We start from the raw sequence: 16,707 nt of genomic DNA, 5'->3' as shown, positions 1-16,707 counted from the left end.
CGCTCGCCAAACTTCAGTTGCGAGCACTTCTCCATCTTCACGGTTGGGGCAAGTCGGCTCATGACCAACCACGGAGCGGTCGCACAGTGCGGCCCGCTCTTCAGTAATCAAGGAGAAGCAGTACATGGCTAACGGCACCGTCAAGTGGTTCAACGCTGAAAAGGGCTTCGGCTTCATCGCCCCCGAGGACGGCGGCGCTGACGTCTTCGTCCACTACTCGGCCCTCAACGGCGGCGGCTACCGCAGCCTCGAGGAGAACCAGAAGGTCTCGTTCGACATCACGCAGGGCCAGAAGGGCCCGCAGGCGACGAACGTCACCGCTCTCTGACGTTGTTTCACCCGCAGGGCCCCCGGGACTTCCCGGGGGCCCTGCGGTTTTTTGTTGCCAGCACTGGGTTCTCGCCCGGGGGACCTGGCCGCTAGCCTGGCTCGATGCCGTTGCTCGGACCAGCTGATCCGCTGCCGCACGTGCCCCGGCGCGTCCTCGTCGCCGGCAACGCCGGGTCCGGCAAGTCGACGCTCTGCCTGCGCATCGCCGAGCAGCACGACCTGCGCCGGGTCGAGCTGGACAGTCTCTACTGGGGTCCGCGGTGGACGCCCCGGCCGGAGTTCCTGGCCGAGGTGGTGGCGTTCGCGCGGGAGGACCACTGGGTCACCGAGTACCAGTACAAGGCGGCGCGGCCCGCGTTGCTCGCGCGGGCGGACACGGTGGTGTGGCTCGACCACCTGTTCCCCGTCGTGATGGGACGGCTGGTGAGCCGGACCGTCCGGCGTCGCGCGGCGGGCGTGGAGTTGTGGAACGGTAACCGGGAACGGTCGCTGTGGTCGGCCTTCACCGACCCCGAGCACATCCTGCGGTGGGGCTGGAAGAGCTACCGGCGCAACAGGGCCAGGGTGCTCGCCCTGGTCGACGACGTCGTGGTTGTGCGGTTGCGCGGGCAGTGGCAGGTGGAGCGGTGGCTCTCGGGACCGCTCGCCTCGGTCGGGGAGGAGCGTGCTCGGTGAGAACGGCACTGGTGCTCGGCGGGACAGGCATGCTGGCCGGATGTGCGGGCCGGCTCGTGGCACGCGGCTGGCGGGTGGTGCTGCCCTCGCGCAGACAGCCGCTCATGGCCGACGACGGGCCGGGACGGGCGGCGCGCGCGTCGATCTCACGGGGCCACCGGCCGACGTGGGTCCGCGCCGACTGGGCCGATCCCGCGAAGCTCACGTCGGAGGTCGAGTACGAGCTCGAAGGCCACCTGGTGAACCTGCTGGTGGCGTGGGTGCACGACAACTACCGCGTGAGCGTGCTCAACTCCGTGCGGCACCTTCTCGCCGAAGGAGCGCCGGTGGTGGAGGTGCACACGTCCGCGCCTGTGCCCGACCCCGTGCTCCCGCACCCGACGCAGCAGATCCTTCTCGGCCACTTCACCCACGACGCGATGGTGCGCACGAACCGTGCGGTGCTGGAAGCCGTCGAACGAGGGCTGGAAGGACGGGCGCCCTCGCTGCACCACGAGGACGCCCGCTGAGCTCTCAGCCCTTCTGGATCTTGGCCCGGCCGATCTCCGCCTGCACCTCGATGCCGGCGGCCACGGTCGCGAGCTGGCGGACCACCACGTCCTCGTTGCGGATGTCCGCGATCTTCTGCTTGGTCTCGGTGACGAACTCGAACTCCGCGACCTCCGCCGCCTTGATCTCGGCGACCTCCTGGAACTCCTTCGTGAAGTCGACGATCACCTCGGCGTTGTCGAGGACCAGGAGCTGGTAGTCCGACGGCAGGTCCGAGGAGAAGCCCTTCTGGAACGTGCCGGTGACCTTGATGCCCTCGGGTGTCTCCACGAGGTCGAGGACTCCGTCGACCGGGGTGAACAGCGCTTCCTGGAAGTCGGCGGTGGCCTTCACGGGCTCGGGGTCCGCCAGCGCCGGGGACGCGGTGAGGGCGGCGGTCGCGAGCAGGACGGCGGCGATGCTCAGGAGTTTCGGCATGTCTTCGTTCGTACCGGCGGGGTTTTGGCCCCGCTCGGTCAAACGCATCGCTCGATCGGGTCGTCCGGTCAGCGCGCCGAGCGCATGCCCCGCACCAGCAACATGACCGACTCCCGCACCTCCGCCCGCGACCGCTCCGGCTGGAACACCTGCCAGTCGAGTGCGATCACGAGCAACGTGCCGAACAACGCCGCCGACGCGGTGCCGACCTCCACGCCCTCCGGCAGGCGGCCGGCGTCGGACAGGCGCTTCATCTGACCGCGCACGATCGACACGATGTCGTCGCGCAGCAACGAGAGAGTGCCGTGCCATTGGCCCGGTGTGCGCCACAGCTCCGAGACGAGCAGCTGGCCGAACGCCGGGTACTCGGCCCAGAAGCCGAGCATCTCGTCGACCAGCGCCTCGAGCGAGTCCTCGGAGCCCTCCGCGGACCGCAGCCGGCCCGCGAGGATCTCCACGCCGTGGTGCAGCAGCGCTTCGACCAGGGCGTCCTTCGAGGCGAAGTTGTAGTAGATCGTGCCCTTGGCGACGCCCGCCTCCGCGGCGATCTCGTCGACGGTCACGGAGGCCGCGCCCCGTTCGCCGACGAGCTTCAACGCCGCGTCGAAGAGCTTCTGCTTGGTCGCCGTCGTCCGCGCGCTCACAGCACGAGCTCCGGCTTCAGCTTGGACGCTGTCCACACGCGCTGCTTGTAGGCCGCCACGGACGTCAAGGCTAGGGCTCCGAGCAGCCAGGCGAGAAGGATCAGCGCGTCCTTTCCGACGCTGCCGAGGTCACCGCCGTACATCAGGTGGCGCAGACCGTCGACCGCGTAGCCCATCGGCAGGCCGTAGTGCAGCGGGTACAGCGGCACCGGGATGGTCTGCCACGGGAACGTGCCACCCGCGCTGACCAGCTGCAGGATCAGCAGGATCAGCCCCAGGAACTTGCCGACGGCGCCGAACGCGGCGTTCAGCGCGTGCAGGATCGCCACGAACGTCAGCGACATCAGCGCGAGGAACCCGAACGTGCCGATGGGGTTCGACGGCTCGATGTCCACCACGAACCGCACGACTGTGAACATCACGAGCACCTGCACGATGCCGAGCAACGCACCCGGCAGCCAGCCGCCCACCGCGACCCTGAGCGCCGACTGACCGGCGGCGAGCGCACGGCGTGAGAGCGGGCGCAGCAGCAGGAAGAGCACGAACGCGCCGATCCACGTCGCGAGGCCCAGGAAGAACGGGGCCAGGCCCGCGCCGTACGTGGCGGCCTTCGTCTGGGACAGGCCGCGGACCGCCACCGGGTCGCCGATCGCCTGCGCGATGGCGGCGCGGGTCGGGTCGTCCTGGTTCGGGATCTTGTTCACGCCGCCGGACAGGCCGTCGCGCAGCTGGGCCGAGCCGTCGGCCACCTTCGCGGCGCCGTCCTTGAGCTGCGGCGTTCCGGTCGCCGCCTTCTGCAGTCCGTCGCGGAGCTGGGCGTTGCCGTCGGCGAGCTTCGTGGCGCCGTCGTCGAGCTTGACGACGCCGGCGACCAGGCCGGGCATCTTCGACGAGAGCTGCTCGGCGCCGTCGGCCACCTGGTCCGCGCCGGTCGCGAGCTTGCGCAGGTCGCCGGCGGCGCCCTGGACCTTGCCGTTCGCGTCGTCGACGGGCTTGCGGACCTGGCCGAGCGTGGCCATCACGTCCTGGACCTGGTCCTCGGTGAAGCCCGCCGCGCGCAGCCGGGCCGCGATGTCGCCGTTGACCTGGTCGAGCGCGCCGACGAGGGCCTGGGCCTTCTTCGCGTACTCCTCGGCCTGGGTCGCGGCGGTCTCGTTGCCGGTCGCGACCTGACGTGCGCCGTCGGCGATCTTCTTCGCGCCCTCGGGCAGCACCGCGGTCTGCGAGCGGAGCTCGTGCGTGCCGTCGCGGAGTTGCGCGGCGCCGTTCGCCGCCGTCACCGCGCCCGTGGAGAGCTGCTGGACGCCGCCGTCGAGCTCGCCGAGCTTGTCGCGCAACGTCGCGCTGCCGTCCGCGAGCTGCGTGGCGCCGTCGACGGCCTTGGTGGTCTCCTGGCGGATCGTGGAGAAGCCGAGCAGCAGCTTGTCGGCGGCCTCGGTGGACACCTTCGCGGTCACCGCGCGGCGCACCTCGGAGACGACCTGGTTCGCGATCGTGGAGCCCAGGTAGTTGTTGGCGTCGTTGGTCGTCAGGGTCAGCACGCCCTGGCGAGGCTTGTTCTGCTCCGCGGACGTGAGCGCCTCGGAAAAGTCCTCCGGCAGCGTGAGGGCGAAGATGTAGTCGCCCTTGCGGACGCCCTCGTCGGCGTCGTCGACGACCTTCCAGTTGAACTTCTTGCCCGTCAGCAGTTCGTCGGCGACGTCCTTGCCCGCGTTGAGGTCCTTGGCGCCCTTGTCCTTGACGACCAGTGCGGCGGGCACGTGGTTCAGGTTCGCGTACGGGTCCTTGTTGGCGTAGAGGTACAGCGACGCGTACAGCAGGGGCACGAGCGCCAGGGCCAGGACGGCGAGCTTGGGGAGCTTGCCGGAGGTGATCCGGCGGAGCTCGTTGAAGGCCATGCGAAGGGCGCTCATGCGGGGATCTCCATCTTGGTGTCGTCGTTGTCCTCACCAAGGCGCGCGTGCGGGATGTCGAGGATGTGGGCCGAGGAGTTCGAGCACAGGACGACGACGGACCGTTCGGGGGTCACGAAGTCGTGGGCCAGTGCGAACCACTCGCGCGGGTTCGGGTGGTAGCGGTCGGGGCAGTCGAGGACCAGCGCCGTGACGCCGGGGCGGGCGGCGGCCAGGTCGAGCATCACCGCGCACCGCGTCTGTGCCGGGACGTGCTCGAAGCGCTTGTCCGCGTGCTCATCGGCGGCGTGCTCCACCAACCAGTCGTGCACCGCCTTCTTGCCGGAGGGCATGCGGTTCATCGCGAGCTCCTCGCCGACGACGGCGGACAGCGTCAGCGCCTCCTCCGGCTCGTTGACCTCCGGGGCGTCGACCAGCACGACGCGCTTGCGCAGCGTCTTCGCGTCCGGCGACACCGTGCCCGTCGACGGCTTCATGCGGCCGGAGAGCAGGAGCGCGAGCGCCGTGTGCCCGCCACCGGGCTCGCCCGCGACCAGGGTCAGCTCACCGGGCTTCACGCTCAGCGAAGTCGGCCGGAGCAGGGGACCATGGCCCCCGTTGACGCCTGCGCGACTGGCGTGGATCTCCACGGCTTTACCTTCCTTTTAAACTGACCGGTCAGTACAAATTCTCCTCCAGTCCTCTCCCCGTGGCAACTCGGACATAGGTCACCTAAGGGCTGAGGCGGGGCGTACTTCCCAGACGGTCCACAGCGGCCGGTAGCCCTGACGGGGCCAGAACACGCTGCTCAGGGGGTTCGGCGGGTTGTAGTAGAGGTACGTGCCGACCGTGCCCATGCGGTGGAGCTCCTGGTGGGCGTGGGCGAGGAGCTGCTGGCCGATGCCCGTGCCGCGGGCACCGGGGAGCACGGAGACGCAGTTCACGTACCCCCAGCGGCCGCGGGGGAGCCGCGCGGCCGCCGCGGTGCCGGGTTCGGACGACACGATCGCGCACTCGGCGAGCGCCACCGCGATGCCGTCGCGTTCGGCGAGCCAGATCGGGCTCGCGTTCTTGAGGCGTTCGGTGAGTGCGCGGCGCTTCACGTGGGCGGCGTTCTCGCGCACGACCGTCGAGCCGACGTTGGAGGAGTACTCCAGCTCCGCGAGCGACAGTTCGAGAACCGTCTCCAGGTCGTTCGGAGTGGCTCGGCGAATGGTGAGCGTGCGCGAGACGTGCTGCGCCGGCGTCCTCAAGCGCACGGTGAGCACCGACAGCGGTACGAGCCCGTGGTCGAGGAACGCCCGTGCGGCCTTCGTGTCGCGGCTCGGCCAATGCACCACGCACGCCGTGTCCTCGTGCACGTCCTGCGTGTCGAGGTACCGGCGGAAGCGCGTGAGCAGCGCGTCCATGCCCTGTGAGCCGCCGACCAGCGGCAGCATCTCCCACACCTCCGCCGCCGACCACAGCCGCGTGACCGAGTGCGGTTCGAAGGTCTCGTGGCTGACGACACCGGCGACACGCGTGCCGTCCGCCAACGCCGCCGTGAGGACGTGACCGTCCGCGGGAGGTTCGGTGGCGGGTGGGAGCAACGGGTCCAGTGAGGCGAACCGGGCTGACTGGGCCGCCACTAGTCCGCGTGCCGAGGTCATGGCACGTGAGGTTACGACGTCAGGCGGGTCCGGAAGATCGCGGTGCCGGGGAAGAGCTTGCCGCGCAGGGGGCTCCACTGGCCCCAGTTGCGGGTGTGGCCCTTCGGCCACTCCGGCTCCACCAGGTCCTCGAGCACGAAACCGGTGTTCGTGAGCGCGCGGACGTAGTCGCCGAGCGTGCGGTGGTGCTCGACGTAGGTCGCCTTGCCCTCGTCGTCCACCTCTACATAGGGCGTGCGGTCGAAGTACGACTGCGTGACGGTGAGGCCGAGCGGGCCCGGGTCGTCGGGGAAGATCCACCTCATCGGGTGGTTGACCGCGAACACCCACGGCGCGCCGGGCCGCAACACGCGGGCGACCTCGCTGAAGACCTCCTGGACGTCCGCCACGAACGGCACGGCGCCGAACGCGCTGCAGGCGGCGTCGAAGGAGTCGTCGCGGAAGGGCAGCTGGTCGGCGCTGGCCTGCACGAGAGGCACGTCGATGCCCGTCTCGGCGTTGTTCCGCTTCGCGTGCCGCAGCATGCCCGAGGAGATGTCGAAGGCGGTGACGTCGGCCTTGTTGTCCTTGAGCCAGCGCGCGCACATCGCGCTGCCACAACCGACCTCCAGGATGCGCTGACCAGCGATTTCACCCAGGAACCGGGCCTCTTCCTCGCGCAGGCCCTCCGGGCACCAGACGAAGTCCGCCGCACCCAGGAACTCACCGTGCGTGCGGTGGTAGTCGTCGGCGTCCGCGTCCCACCAGATCCGGTTCGCCACCCGCGACTCGGCGGCGTCCGCGCCGCGCTTGACGATGCCGGTCGTGCCGAGCGCCTGCTCCGCGCTCGCGTGCTGGTTGGACACACTGCTCCTTAACATGGGGCCTGGTTTGCTTGCCGGTCTCGCAGCCGCGTACGATATCGCGTGCGTAGTGGGTTAGCGCTGCCCATGATCCAGAACTGTCGGGATTCAAGGTCTCTGCGACGCTGCGCGCGCACCACTACCAAGCCATCGATGCCAATCCGTACCGGAGCCACCTACCTAATGTCCACCGACACCACCACCGCCCCCGTTGCCGCTGCTCCCAAGCAGGTCGCGATCAACGACATCGGGACGGAGGAGGACTTCCTCGCAGCAATCGACGCGACGATCAAGTACTTCAACGACGGCGACATCGTTGAGGGCACGATCGTCAAGGTCGACCGGGACGAGGTCCTGCTCGACATCGGCTACAAGACCGAGGGCGTCATCCCCTCGCGTGAACTGTCGATCAAGCACGACGTCGACCCCAACGAGGTCGTCAAGGTCGGTGACGAGGTCGAGGCGCTTGTTCTCCAGAAGGAGGACAAGGAAGGCCGTCTGATCCTCTCCAAGAAGCGCGCCCAGTACGAGCGCGCGTGGGGCACCATCGAAGCCCTCAAGGAGAAGGACGAGCCCGTCAAGGGCACGGTCATCGAGGTCGTCAAGGGTGGTCTCATCCTCGACATCGGCCTCCGCGGCTTCCTCCCCGCCTCGCTCGTCGAGATGCGTCGCGTCCGCGACCTCCAGCCGTACGTCGGCCGTGAGCTCGAGGCGAAGATCATCGAGCTGGACAAGAACCGCAACAACGTGGTCCTGTCCCGCCGCGCGTGGCTCGAGCAGACCCAGTCCGAGGTCCGCAGCGAGTTCCTCAACCAGCTGCAGAAGGGCCAGGTCCGCAAGGGCGTCGTGTCCTCGATCGTCAACTTCGGTGCCTTCGTGGACCTGGGTGGCGTCGACGGTCTCGTCCACGTCTCGGAGCTGTCCTGGAAGCACATCGACCACCCGTCCGAGGTTGTCGAGGTCGGCCAGGAAGTCACCGTCGAGGTCCTCGACGTCGACATGGAGCGCGAGCGCGTCTCCCTGTCGCTCAAGGCCACGCAGGAAGACCCGTGGCGCCAGTTCGCCCGCACCCACGCGATCGGCCAGATCGTGCCGGGCAAGGTCACGAAGCTGGTTCCGTTCGGCGCGTTCGTCCGCGTGGACGAGGGCATCGAGGGCCTGGTCCACATCTCCGAGCTGGCCGAGCGCCACGTCGAGATCCCGGAGCAGGTCGTGCAGGTCGGCGACGACGTCATGGTCAAGGTCATCGACATCGACCTCGACCGTCGCCGCATCTCGCTGTCGCTCAAGCAGGCCAACGAGGGCTTCACGGTCGACTCCGAGTTCGACCCGACCCAGTACGGCATGGCCGCCGAGTACGACGACCAGGGCAACTACATCTACCCCGAAGGCTTCGACCCGGAGTCGCAGGAGTGGGGCGAGGGCTTCGACAAGCAGCGTGAGGAGTGGGAGCGCCAGTACGCCGAGGCGCACACTCGTTACGAGGCCCACATGAAGCAGATCCGCAAGGCCGCCGAGGCCGAGGAAGAGGCTTCGGCCGAGGGTGCGGGCAACTACACCTCCGGTGGCGACGCTCCTTCCGCTTCCGTCGGCGCGCCGGCTCAGTCCGGTGGCACGCTGGCTTCCGACGAGCAGCTTGCTGCTCTGCGGGAGAAGCTGTCGGGCGGCATGTGAGTCGCTAGTTAGGCTGTTCGAAGGCCCCTGCACCCTTTTGGGTGTGGGGGTTTTCGTTTTGCGTCTTGTGGGTTGGGGTTGGGTTGCTTGCGGTCTGTTGCGTTGCGTGCTTCCCCTGGGGCTCTGCCCCAGACCCCGGCAATCTGAGATGGGGGCCTGCGCCGTTCGTGGGTTGATGGCACGCCTGTTGCGTCGGGCGGCTGCCTGTTGGTTAGTCGGGTGCGGTCGGCGGTGGGGTCCCATCACAAGCCGCACCAAGAGCGGGCCACACCTGAGTAGGGGTGTCAACTCGACGAAAAGCGTGTCGAGTTGACACCCCTACTCAGGTGCAGCAAGTGCTGTGGCGCGACTCGTGATGGGACCCCACCGCCCAAGCCTCTTGGTAAAGACGGCTCGCCTGCGGCTTCGCGGGGCGATCTGCGTATCCCTCGCCCTCGCTTTCGCCGCTATCCCTTGCCTCGCCTGGCCTCTGCGCGCGGCGTCTCACGACTACGTCGTCGCCCTCGCGTCTCTCCCCGCTTCGCCCGCGACGTCGCCTCGCTCGCCCCCTCTTCGGGCCGCCCGACTCGCGCTCGCCTGCCCTGGTGGGGCAAGGCGTTGGGGGCGGGGCAAAGGTGCGGTCAGGTCCACCCGTTCACTCTGTGGTGGAGGGCTGAGGTCGTTGTGTAGGTTGACAAACCTATGCGTGGGAACAAGTTCTTCGTGGTGTTGGGCGCGGGTGTGCTGGCGGTCTGTGCGGGCTGCTCTGCTGCCGTGCCGCAGACTCAGGCGCCGCCGCCGCAGATTCCGAAGATCACGCCGCCCACTACGCCGTCGCGGACTCCGGTGATGGTCGATCGGCCGGCGTTGCCTGATGACTGCGAGCTCGTGGTGCCCGTTGAGGTCATGAACGCGACGCTCGGGGCGGAGCTTCCTGGGGAGCCTCGGATCATCGTGGGCGTCAAGGAGCCCGGGATCGGGCGGACCGGGAAGATCGATTGCTACTACGGCATTCCCGAGAAGAAGAACCTGACGGACGCGAAGATCGTCATCGGGTTGTCGACGTATGCGGACGATCTGACGGCTCGTACTCGTGTCGGTGAGAGCGTTGAGGCCGAGAGGGCCGAGGGGGCGAAGATCACCGAGGTCGACGTCGGCAAGCAGAAGGGGACGTTGGTCGAGGGCAAGGACGAGCAGTTGCTCATCGGGTCGCTCGGGAAGTCGACGTTCGTGGTGCGGAGCCGGAACAACTTCATCCCCAAGGAGAAGCTGGTCGCGATCCTGCCGGTGCTGGCCGCGCAGTCGATGACGCCGCCGGTCTAACCTGGGCGGCATGCTCAGGGTGGGGTTGACCGGGGGAATCGGGTCCGGGAAGTCGACGATCGCGCGGTTGCTCGTGGAGCGCGGGGCCGTGGTCGTCGACGCGGACAAGCTGGCGCGTGAGGTTCTGGAGCCCGGTACCGAGGGGCTCGCGGAGGTCGTCAAGGCGTTCGGTGAGGACGTGCTGCACGAAGACGGCACGTTGGACCGGGCCGCGTTGGCTGCCAAGGCGTTCGCGACCGAGGAGGCTCGGCAGACGCTCAACGGGATCACGCATCCGCGGATCGGGGCGCTCACCGGGCAGCGGATGGCCGAGGCCCCCGAGGACGCCGTCGTCGTGCACGACATCCCGTTGCTGGTGGAGCGGGACATGGCGGCCGTGTACCACCTCGTGATCGTCGTGTTCGCGGATTCGGACACGCGGTTGGGGCGGTTGGTCGGCAGTCGTGGCATGGACCGGCAGGACGCCGAGAAGCGGATCGCCGCGCAGGCCACCGACGAGCAGCGGCGGGCCGTGGCGGACGTGTGGCTCGACAACAGCGGTGAGGTTCCGGACGTCACGGCGTTGTGGGATCGGTTGGTGGCGTTCGAGAAGAACGTGCGCACGCAGTCCTACGCGTCTGGAGCGCCGGTGGTCGTGCCGTACGACGAGACGTGGCCCGCGCAGGCGAGCAGGATCGCGCGCCGGATCGCGATGGCGGCCGGTGGGCGGCACGTCGAGCACATCGGGTCCACGTCGGTGCCGGGGCTCGCGGCCAAGGACGTGCTGGACTTCCAGCTCGCGGTCGAGGACATGGAGACCGCCGACGGGCTGCGGGACGCGCTGGCGCAGGCCGGATTCCCGTACGTCGGGCCGTACGAGGACACGGTGCGTGGGGAAGGCGTGTGGGACAAGCGGGTGCACGCCAGTGCTGATCCCGGCCGGCGGGTGAACCTGCACCTGCGGGTCGAGGGCGCGGCGAACTGGCGGTGGGCGGTCGACTTCCGCGACTGGCTGCGGCACGACGCGCAGGGCCGCGAGGAGTACTCGAACCTCAAGCTGGAGCTGGCACAACGGTTCGCGGCCGACACCACCGGGTTCGCCTACGGCGAGGCCAAGGAACCCTGGATGGTCGCGGCCGCGGGGCGCGTCGAGGCCTACAGGGGCGGCCAGGCGTCGTAGATGCCCTGCCACGTCAGCCACGAGGTGAGGTTGTGGTTGACGTTGCTGAGCTCTTCGAGGGTGCGGTGGACCGTGCGCAGCGCCTGGTCGGCGTCGCCCGGTCGCAGCACGCGGCCGGCGACCGCGGCGGCGAAGTCCTCGCTGCGCACGATGCGGGCCGTGGTGCCGCCGGGGACGGCCAGGCCCAGCAGCAGGTCGGTCGTCTGCCAGTGGCGGTGGTCGCGTTCGACCCGCACCGCGGACAGCACGCTCGGACTGCTGCGGGCGTGCCGCGAGCGCGGGCGGTAGGTGGTCAGGCGCAGGCCCAGTTCGGGCATCAGCCAGGTGACCTCGGAGTCCGAGAACGGGTCTTCCGGTGTGGGATGTTCGATTCGCAGACCCCACCGTTCGGCATAACACGAACTGAGCGTTCGCGAACCGCCGGACGAATACGAGCGCACGCCCGAAATGGTGTCGACGACATCGACCAACTGAGGTGTAGTGACCGCTCCCACGCCGCCGAGGGTAGTCAAATATGTGCTCCCAGTTACACGCCGGGTTGATTTGTTACGTCACGGTCAGATGACGATCACACTCTGTGTATCAACGCCAGGTCGTGGGGCAACCCGAATAGGTGAGCCACCGGACTACATCGTGACCGTGCGCTGAAATACCCGACACCGCCGCATAGGTGGTCTCGAGTGCCCATTGCGCGCGCTCGGGCGAAAGGAGTTGGTGCTGAACTGCGGAGATCAACTCGTCCGTGTCCAGAACGGTGACGCTGTGACCCGTCCGGACTATCAGGTCGAGGTACAGATCGGTGGTCTTCCAGACGCTCCCGATCGCGTTGATCTCCACGACGTCGACGTAGAAGTCGAAGTCGAGCCGGTGGCCGGGGTGCCACGACTGGCGCGTCACCCGGAGGTTCAGCTTGGGCAGGAACCAGCTCTCGAAGTGGCTGATCTTCGGATGCCCCGCGAGCGGCCGGAACATGTAGAGGCCGGTCGGCGTGAGGCGGAACTCGTCGACGCTCCTCAGTTGTCCCTTGGGATCGGTGTTGCTCTTGGCGTCCAGGTCGAAGTACTCGATCTTCGGCGGATGGATGTGTGCCACGTCCGCGATACTGCCATCGCGGAGCCCCGCGGCCACTTAGGATGCCGCGCATGTTCGGGATCATCCGCCCCTGTCGCAACAGAATGGGCGCTGAGCTGCGGTCCGCGTGGCTGTCACACCTCTGTGGAATGTGCCTGTCGTTGCGCGATGAGCACGGTCATCTCTCGCGTCTGGTCACGAACTACGACGGACTGTTGATCTCGGCCGCGGTGGAGGCGCAGTCCTCCGTCTCACGGCGGTCCGCCGGGCCGTGCGCGCTGCGGGGCATGAAGTCCGCGGACGTGGCCATCGGTTCCGGGACGCGGCTGGCGGCGTCGGTGTCGCTGGTGCTGGCGTCGTTGAAGATCCAGGACCACGTGGACGACGGCGACGGGCTCGCGGGCAAGGTGCCGTGGGCGGGCCGTGCGATGGCGCGGCGCTGGGCCGCCAAGGGGCTGGAGACGGCGTCCGACCTCGGGTTCGACGGGGCGGTGATGGTCGACGCGGTGCGGCGGCAGTCCGACGTGGAGGCCGCGGCGGGGCTGGGCAGCTCGGTGCTCGTGGTCACCGAACCCACGGAGACGGCGACCTCGTTCGCCGTCGGGCAGACCGCGATCATCGCCGGCAGGCCCGGCAACGCGGCGCCGTTGCGCGAGGTGGGGCGGCTGTTCGGGCGGGTGGCGCACCTGATCGACGCCGCGGAGGACCTGGAGGAGGACCGGGCGTCGGGCGCGTGGAACCCGCTGCTCGCCACCGGGACGTCCGTCGACGAGGCGCACCGGCTGTGCCTGGACGCCCTGGCGGGGATCAGGCTGGCGCTGGCCGACGTGGAGTTCGCCGACGGGCGCCTCGTGCACAAGCTGCTGGTGCACGAGCTGGAGGAGTCGGTCGTCCGGGTCTTCGGCAAGCGCCAGCGGCACCAGTACCCGCCGGACAAGCCCCGGCGGTCGGATCCGGGCAGCGGGCTGTGGGCGTACCCGAGGCTGAACTGGCAGAGGCAGCCGCGCGGGTGCTTCGAGGGCTGCGGCGCGTTCCTCTACATGTGCGGCACGTGCCAGTTCTGCTGCCGCGACCCGTTCCCCGGCCCGTGGAGCGACAAGCGGCGCGACGGGTGTGACGGCGGCGACTGCGGCCCGAACTGCGACTGCAACTGCTGCGATTGCTGCTGCTGCCCGTGCGATTAGGGCTCTGACCAGCTCTAATCGGAAATTGTCAGACCTCCGGCGTAACGTGCTTCCCGTGGCTTTCGCAACCGAGCTCCCGCCAGAGGAAAGCACCGTCAAGGCGCACTCCGAACACCGTCCCGTCGGCGACATCGAGCGCACCGACGGGCAGTTCCGCGTGGTCAGCGAGTACCAGCCGGCGGGCGACCAGCCGGCGGCCATCGCCGACCTCGAACGCCGCGTCCGCTCCGGTGAGCGCGACGTGGTGCTGCTCGGCGCCACCGGTACCGGCAAGTCGGCGACCACGGCGTGGCTGGTCGAGAAGCTGCAGCGCCCCACGCTGGTGATGGCGCCGAACAAGACGCTGGCCGCCCAGCTGGCGAACGAGCTGAAGGAGCTCTTCCCGCACAACGCGGTGGAGTACTTCGTCAGCTACTACGACTACTACCAGCCCGAGGCGTACATCCCGCAGACGGACACGTACATCGAGAAGGACTCCTCGATCAACGAGGACGTGGAGCGCCTGCGCCACTCGGCCACGATGTCGCTGCTGACCCGGCGCGACGTCATCGTGGTCGCGTCGGTGTCGTGCATCTACGGCCTCGGCACGCCGCAGTCCTACCTCGACCGCTCGATCCCGCTGGAGACGGGCGTGGAGGTCGACCGCGACGCGTTCCTGCGCCTGCTGGTCGACGTCCAGTACACCCGCAACGACATGTCGTTCACCCGCGGCTCGTTCCGCGTCCGGGGCGACACGGTCGAGATCATCCCGTCCTACGAGGAGCTCGCGATCCGCGTCGAGTTCTTCGGCGACGAGATCGACAAGCTCTACTACCTCCACCCGCTCACCGGCGACGTGGTGAAGGAGGTCACCGACCTCCGGATCTTCCCCGCGACGCACTACGTGGCGGGCCCGGAGCGCATGGAGCGCGCGATCCGCGACATCGAGGCCGAGCTGGAGACGACGCTCGCGCAGATGGAGCGCCAGGGCAAGCTGCTGGAGGCCCAGCGCCTGCGCATGCGCACCCAGTACGACCTGGAGATGATGAAGCAGGTCGGCTTCTGCAACGGCATCGAGAACTACTCGCGGCACATCGACGGCCGCGGCGCCGGCACCGCCCCGGCGACGCTGATCGACTACTTCCCCGACGACTTCCTGATGGTCATCGACGAGTCGCACGTGACGGTGCCGCAGATCGGTGGCATGTACGAGGGTGACGCGTCCCGCAAGCGCAACCTGGTGGAGCACGGCTTCCGCCTGCCCTCGGCGATGGACAACCGCCCGCTCACGTGGGAGGAGTTCGCCGACCGCATCGGGCAGGTCGTGTACCTCTCGGCCACCCCGGGCCCGTACGAGATGGGCCAGGCGGGCGGCGAGTTCGTCGAGCAGGTCATCCGTCCCACCGGCCTCATCGACCCCGAGGTCGTCGTGAAGCCGACCGAGGGCCAGATCGACGACCTGGTGCACTCGATCCGCGAGCGCGCGGAGCGCGACGAGCGGGTGCTGGTCACGACGCTGACCAAGAAGATGGCGGAGGACCTCACCGACTACCTGCTGGAGCTGGGGATCCGGGTCCGCTACCTGCACTCCGAGGTCGACACCCTGCGCCGCGTCGAGCTGCTGCGCCAGCTCCGCCTCGGCGACTTCGACGTGCTGATCGGCATCAACCTGCTGCGGGAGGGCCTCGACCTCCCCGAGGTGTCGCTGGTCGCGATCCTGGACGCGGACAAGGAGGGCTTCCTGCGGTCCGGCACGTCGCTGGTGCAGACGATCGGCCGCGCGGCCCGCAACGTGTCCGGTGAGGTCCACATGTACGCGGACCGGATCACCGACTCGATGCGGCACGCGATCGACGAGACCAACCGGCGCCGCGAGAAGCAGGTCGCCTACAACACCGAGCGCGGCATCGACCCGCAGCCGCTGCGCAAGAAGATCACCGACATCCTCGAGGCCGTGTACTCCGAGCTGGAGGACGAGGTCCCGGTCGGCGGGTCCGGCCGGAACGCGTCCCGCGGCAAGCGGGCCGCCGGGGAGAGCGGGCGCTCGTCCGGTGTGGTCGCATCGGCGGAACGGGCTGGGATGGCCCGGTCCGAGCTGGCCGACCTGGTGCAGTCGTTGAGCGATCAGATGATGAACGCGGCGCGGGACCTGCAGTTCGAGCTGGCGGCCCGGCTGCGGGACGAGATCCAGGACCTGAAGAAGGAACTCCGGGGAATGGACGCGGCCGGGGTCAAGTGACGCTCGCCGGTCTGTGACGGCGAGGTGTGCGTCCCGCTCCCGCGGGTGCGTGCGACCTCGCCTCATGCCCGGCGCTGCCGCGTGATCGTGTCCGGATGACGGGTGCACCGGAGACATGCGCTACCCGATCAGCGAGCCGCACGAGCCGTGGACGCTGGAAGTTGGCGATGGCCATCCGCTGTACCGGGAAATCTCGTGCGGCCCCGGCGGCAAGCCGGCCGTCGTGCTGCACCGCGGACCCGGTGGCAAAGCTCTCCGGGAAAGCGGGGTCTGGTCGACCCTGCTTGACACCGCGCGGTCCAGTTCGACCAGCGCAACGCCGGCCGCAGTGCCCCCGTCGGCGACCGGCTCGGTCGTCGACCTCTCGGCGAAACCACCCGGCACCTGGTCGCCGACATCGAGGTGATGCGGGTCCACCTGGGGAGCGCCGGCTGGTGCAGGCGGCTCGTGGAGCGTCACGCTCGCTCTCGCCTACCGGCACGCCTATCCGGACCGGGTGACCGAGATGGTGCTCGTGGCCGTGCCGGGCGGCGCCCGGTGCGAAACCGGCTGAATTACCCGCGACTTGGGCAGCGTCTCACGCGCGAGTGGGAGAGGTTCCGCCGAGCAGAGAGCTCAGAGCACCGCGAGGTCTCGGCTGAGTGCGACGGCGAGGACACCGGAGCCGAGGCCGCGAACCTCCCCGGTGTCCTGGAACCCGGCACCCCGGTACAGCCGCAGCGCCCGCTCGTTGGCAGCGCCCGTCCACACCTGCATCCGGGTGTACTCCTCACCGGCCGCCTGCGCGAGCAGATCGGCGAGCAGCAGCCTGCCGTGGCCCCGGCCCCACCGGTGCGGGGCCACGAACAGCATGGACAGGTGGCACAGCCCGGGCAGGCGCGGTCCGGCCCCGTCGAGCTCACGGCCGGGTTCGGCCAGCGCCATGCCGACGACCTCGCCGTCTTCGCGCGCCATCACGAGCAGGACATCCGGTTCGGACAGCTTCACGCGCACCCTCGCGATCCGCTGTTCGCTCATGGGCTTGCCCCGCGCGGTGTTCGCCGCGTGCCAGACGGCCATCGCGGCGTCCACGTCGTTCATCGCGGTACCACCTCGTTCCGG

At 69.0% G+C, this 16,707-nt stretch carries 18 protein-coding genes; 9 read left to right on the top strand and 9 right to left on the bottom strand.

Annotation, left to right across the window (positions count from 1 at the left end; genetic code table 11):
- Nucleotides 1-124: 124 nt before the first annotated feature.
- From IE307_RS29590 to IE307_RS29580, 3 genes are all read left to right on the top strand, one after another.
- Nucleotides 125-328 carry a cold-shock protein gene (locus tag IE307_RS29590; RefSeq protein WP_030476842.1) on the top strand — a complete coding sequence of 68 codons (204 nt, stop codon included), beginning with the start codon at nt 125-127 and terminating at the stop codon, nt 326-328.
- Nucleotides 329-432: 104 nt separating this feature from the next.
- Entirely contained in the window at nt 433-1,005 is a 573-nt protein-coding gene (locus tag IE307_RS29585; protein WP_191302667.1) for a P-loop NTPase family protein, read from the top strand.
- Nucleotides 1,002-1,514: a Rossmann-fold NAD(P)-binding domain-containing protein gene (locus tag IE307_RS29580; RefSeq protein ID WP_229905193.1), complete on the top strand. Its 513-nt coding sequence runs from the start codon at nt 1,002-1,004 to the stop codon at nt 1,512-1,514. The genes IE307_RS29585 and IE307_RS29580 overlap by 4 nt, the downstream gene beginning before the upstream one ends.
- 4 nt (nt 1,515-1,518) lie before the next feature.
- Here IE307_RS29580 and IE307_RS29575 read toward each other — a convergent pair whose 3' ends face one another.
- The 6 genes from IE307_RS29575 to IE307_RS29550 all read right to left on the bottom strand — a co-directional run bounded on the left by IE307_RS29575 (nt 1,519) and on the right by IE307_RS29550 (nt 7,016).
- Nucleotides 1,519-1,971, bottom strand: coding sequence for a hypothetical protein (locus IE307_RS29575; RefSeq protein WP_191302666.1), 453 nt, complete (start codon nt 1,969-1,971; stop codon nt 1,519-1,521).
- Nucleotides 1,972-2,039: 68 nt separating this feature from the next.
- A complete protein-coding gene (locus tag IE307_RS29570) occupies nt 2,040-2,615 on the bottom strand; it encodes a TetR/AcrR family transcriptional regulator (RefSeq protein ID WP_191302665.1) in 576 nt (191 codons plus the stop codon).
- Complete coding sequence (locus IE307_RS29565) at nt 2,612-4,528, bottom strand: YhgE/Pip domain-containing protein (protein ID WP_191302664.1); 1,917 nt, start codon at nt 4,526-4,528, stop codon at nt 2,612-2,614. The genes IE307_RS29570 and IE307_RS29565 overlap by 4 nt, the downstream gene beginning before the upstream one ends.
- On the bottom strand, nt 4,525-5,157 hold the full coding sequence (locus tag IE307_RS29560; RefSeq protein ID WP_191302663.1) for an ATP-binding cassette domain-containing protein: 633 nt from the start codon (nt 5,155-5,157) through the stop codon (nt 4,525-4,527). Before IE307_RS29560 ends, IE307_RS29565 begins: the two co-directional genes overlap by 4 nt.
- Nucleotides 5,158-5,235: 78 nt before the next feature.
- Nucleotides 5,236-6,156, bottom strand: coding sequence for a GNAT family N-acetyltransferase (locus IE307_RS29555; RefSeq protein ID WP_191302662.1), 921 nt, complete (start codon nt 6,154-6,156; stop codon nt 5,236-5,238).
- 11 nt (nt 6,157-6,167) lie between these two features.
- On the bottom strand, nt 6,168-7,016 hold the full coding sequence (locus tag IE307_RS29550) for a class I SAM-dependent methyltransferase (RefSeq protein ID WP_191302661.1): 849 nt from the start codon (nt 7,014-7,016) through the stop codon (nt 6,168-6,170).
- A 165-nt stretch (nt 7,017-7,181) separates the two neighbouring features.
- On the opposite strand from IE307_RS29550, the gene rpsA reads away from it, so the two are divergent.
- From rpsA to coaE, 3 genes are all read left to right on the top strand, one after another.
- Entirely contained in the window at nt 7,182-8,672 is a 1,491-nt protein-coding gene (gene rpsA / locus IE307_RS29545) for a 30S ribosomal protein S1 (protein ID WP_191302660.1), read from the top strand.
- Between the two features lie 681 nt (nt 8,673-9,353).
- A complete protein-coding gene (locus IE307_RS29540; protein ID WP_191302659.1) occupies nt 9,354-9,974 on the top strand; it encodes a hypothetical protein in 621 nt (206 codons plus the stop codon).
- 10 nt (nt 9,975-9,984) lie between these two features.
- Nucleotides 9,985-11,133 (top strand): dephospho-CoA kinase, encoded by a 1,149-nt coding sequence (coaE, locus tag IE307_RS29535; RefSeq protein ID WP_191302658.1) that lies wholly within the window; start codon nt 9,985-9,987, stop codon nt 11,131-11,133.
- On the opposite strand, the gene IE307_RS29530 is transcribed toward coaE, so the two are convergent.
- Nucleotides 11,109-11,450, bottom strand: a complete 342-nt coding sequence (locus tag IE307_RS29530) for a hypothetical protein (protein ID WP_229905191.1) — start codon at nt 11,448-11,450, stop codon at nt 11,109-11,111. The two genes, coaE and IE307_RS29530, sit on opposite strands and share 25 nt — an antisense overlap.
- Nucleotides 11,451-11,715: 265 nt before the next feature.
- Nucleotides 11,716-12,225, bottom strand: coding sequence for a ribonuclease FAU-1 family protein (locus tag IE307_RS29525; protein WP_191302656.1), 510 nt, complete (start codon nt 12,223-12,225; stop codon nt 11,716-11,718).
- Between the two features lie 50 nt (nt 12,226-12,275).
- On the opposite strand from IE307_RS29525, the gene IE307_RS29520 reads away from it, so the two are divergent.
- The 3 genes from IE307_RS29520 to IE307_RS29510 all read left to right on the top strand — a co-directional run bounded on the left by IE307_RS29520 (nt 12,276) and on the right by IE307_RS29510 (nt 16,012).
- Nucleotides 12,276-13,388 (top strand): DUF5685 family protein, encoded by a 1,113-nt coding sequence (locus IE307_RS29520; RefSeq protein ID WP_191302655.1) that lies wholly within the window; start codon nt 12,276-12,278, stop codon nt 13,386-13,388.
- 55 nt (nt 13,389-13,443) lie between these two features.
- On the top strand, nt 13,444-15,606 hold the full coding sequence (gene uvrB, locus IE307_RS29515) for an excinuclease ABC subunit UvrB (RefSeq protein WP_191302654.1): 2,163 nt from the start codon (nt 13,444-13,446) through the stop codon (nt 15,604-15,606).
- Between the two features lie 115 nt (nt 15,607-15,721).
- Nucleotides 15,722-16,012 carry a hypothetical protein gene (locus IE307_RS29510; RefSeq protein ID WP_191302653.1) on the top strand — a complete coding sequence of 97 codons (291 nt, stop codon included), beginning with the start codon at nt 15,722-15,724 and terminating at the stop codon, nt 16,010-16,012.
- 209 nt (nt 16,013-16,221) lie between these two features.
- On the opposite strand, the gene IE307_RS29505 is transcribed toward IE307_RS29510, so the two are convergent.
- Nucleotides 16,222-16,686 carry a GNAT family N-acetyltransferase gene (locus IE307_RS29505; RefSeq protein WP_191302652.1) on the bottom strand — a complete coding sequence of 155 codons (465 nt, stop codon included), beginning with the start codon at nt 16,684-16,686 and terminating at the stop codon, nt 16,222-16,224.
- Nucleotides 16,687-16,707 lie beyond the last annotated feature (21 nt).

The sequence above is a fragment of the Lentzea cavernae genome, assembly GCF_014653695.1.
Lineage (GTDB): Bacteria > Actinomycetota > Actinomycetes > Mycobacteriales > Pseudonocardiaceae > Lentzea > Lentzea cavernae.
This window is presented reverse-complemented; position numbering and strand designations above follow the sequence as displayed.

Bases quoted from the DNA above. Each gene is read 5' to 3' on its own strand.
- IE307_RS29520 (WP_191302655.1), top strand. From the start codon at position 12,276: ATGTTCGGGATCATCCGCCCCTGTCGCAACAGAATGGGCGCTGAGCTG.
- coaE (WP_191302658.1), top strand. From the start codon at position 9,985: ATGCTCAGGGTGGGGTTGACCGGGGGAATCGGGTCCGGGAAGTCGACG.
- IE307_RS29540 (WP_191302659.1), top strand. From the start codon at position 9,354: ATGCGTGGGAACAAGTTCTTCGTGGTGTTGGGCGCGGGTGTGCTGGCG.
- rpsA (WP_191302660.1), top strand. From the start codon at position 7,182: ATGTCCACCGACACCACCACCGCCCCCGTTGCCGCTGCTCCCAAGCAG.
- IE307_RS29550 (WP_191302661.1), bottom strand. From the start codon at position 7,016: ATGTTAAGGAGCAGTGTGTCCAACCAGCACGCGAGCGCGGAGCAGGCG.
- IE307_RS29565 (WP_191302664.1), bottom strand. From the start codon at position 4,528: ATGAGCGCCCTTCGCATGGCCTTCAACGAGCTCCGCCGGATCACCTCC.
- IE307_RS29530 (WP_229905191.1), bottom strand. From the start codon at position 11,450: ATGCCCGAACTGGGCCTGCGCCTGACCACCTACCGCCCGCGCTCGCGG.
- IE307_RS29585 (WP_191302667.1), top strand. From the start codon at position 433: ATGCCGTTGCTCGGACCAGCTGATCCGCTGCCGCACGTGCCCCGGCGC.
- IE307_RS29505 (WP_191302652.1), bottom strand. From the start codon at position 16,686: ATGAACGACGTGGACGCCGCGATGGCCGTCTGGCACGCGGCGAACACC.
- IE307_RS29555 (WP_191302662.1), bottom strand. From the start codon at position 6,156: ATGACCTCGGCACGCGGACTAGTGGCGGCCCAGTCAGCCCGGTTCGCC.
- IE307_RS29510 (WP_191302653.1), top strand. From the start codon at position 15,722: ATGCGCTACCCGATCAGCGAGCCGCACGAGCCGTGGACGCTGGAAGTT.
- IE307_RS29590 (WP_030476842.1), top strand. From the start codon at position 125: ATGGCTAACGGCACCGTCAAGTGGTTCAACGCTGAAAAGGGCTTCGGC.
- IE307_RS29575 (WP_191302666.1), bottom strand. From the start codon at position 1,971: ATGCCGAAACTCCTGAGCATCGCCGCCGTCCTGCTCGCGACCGCCGCC.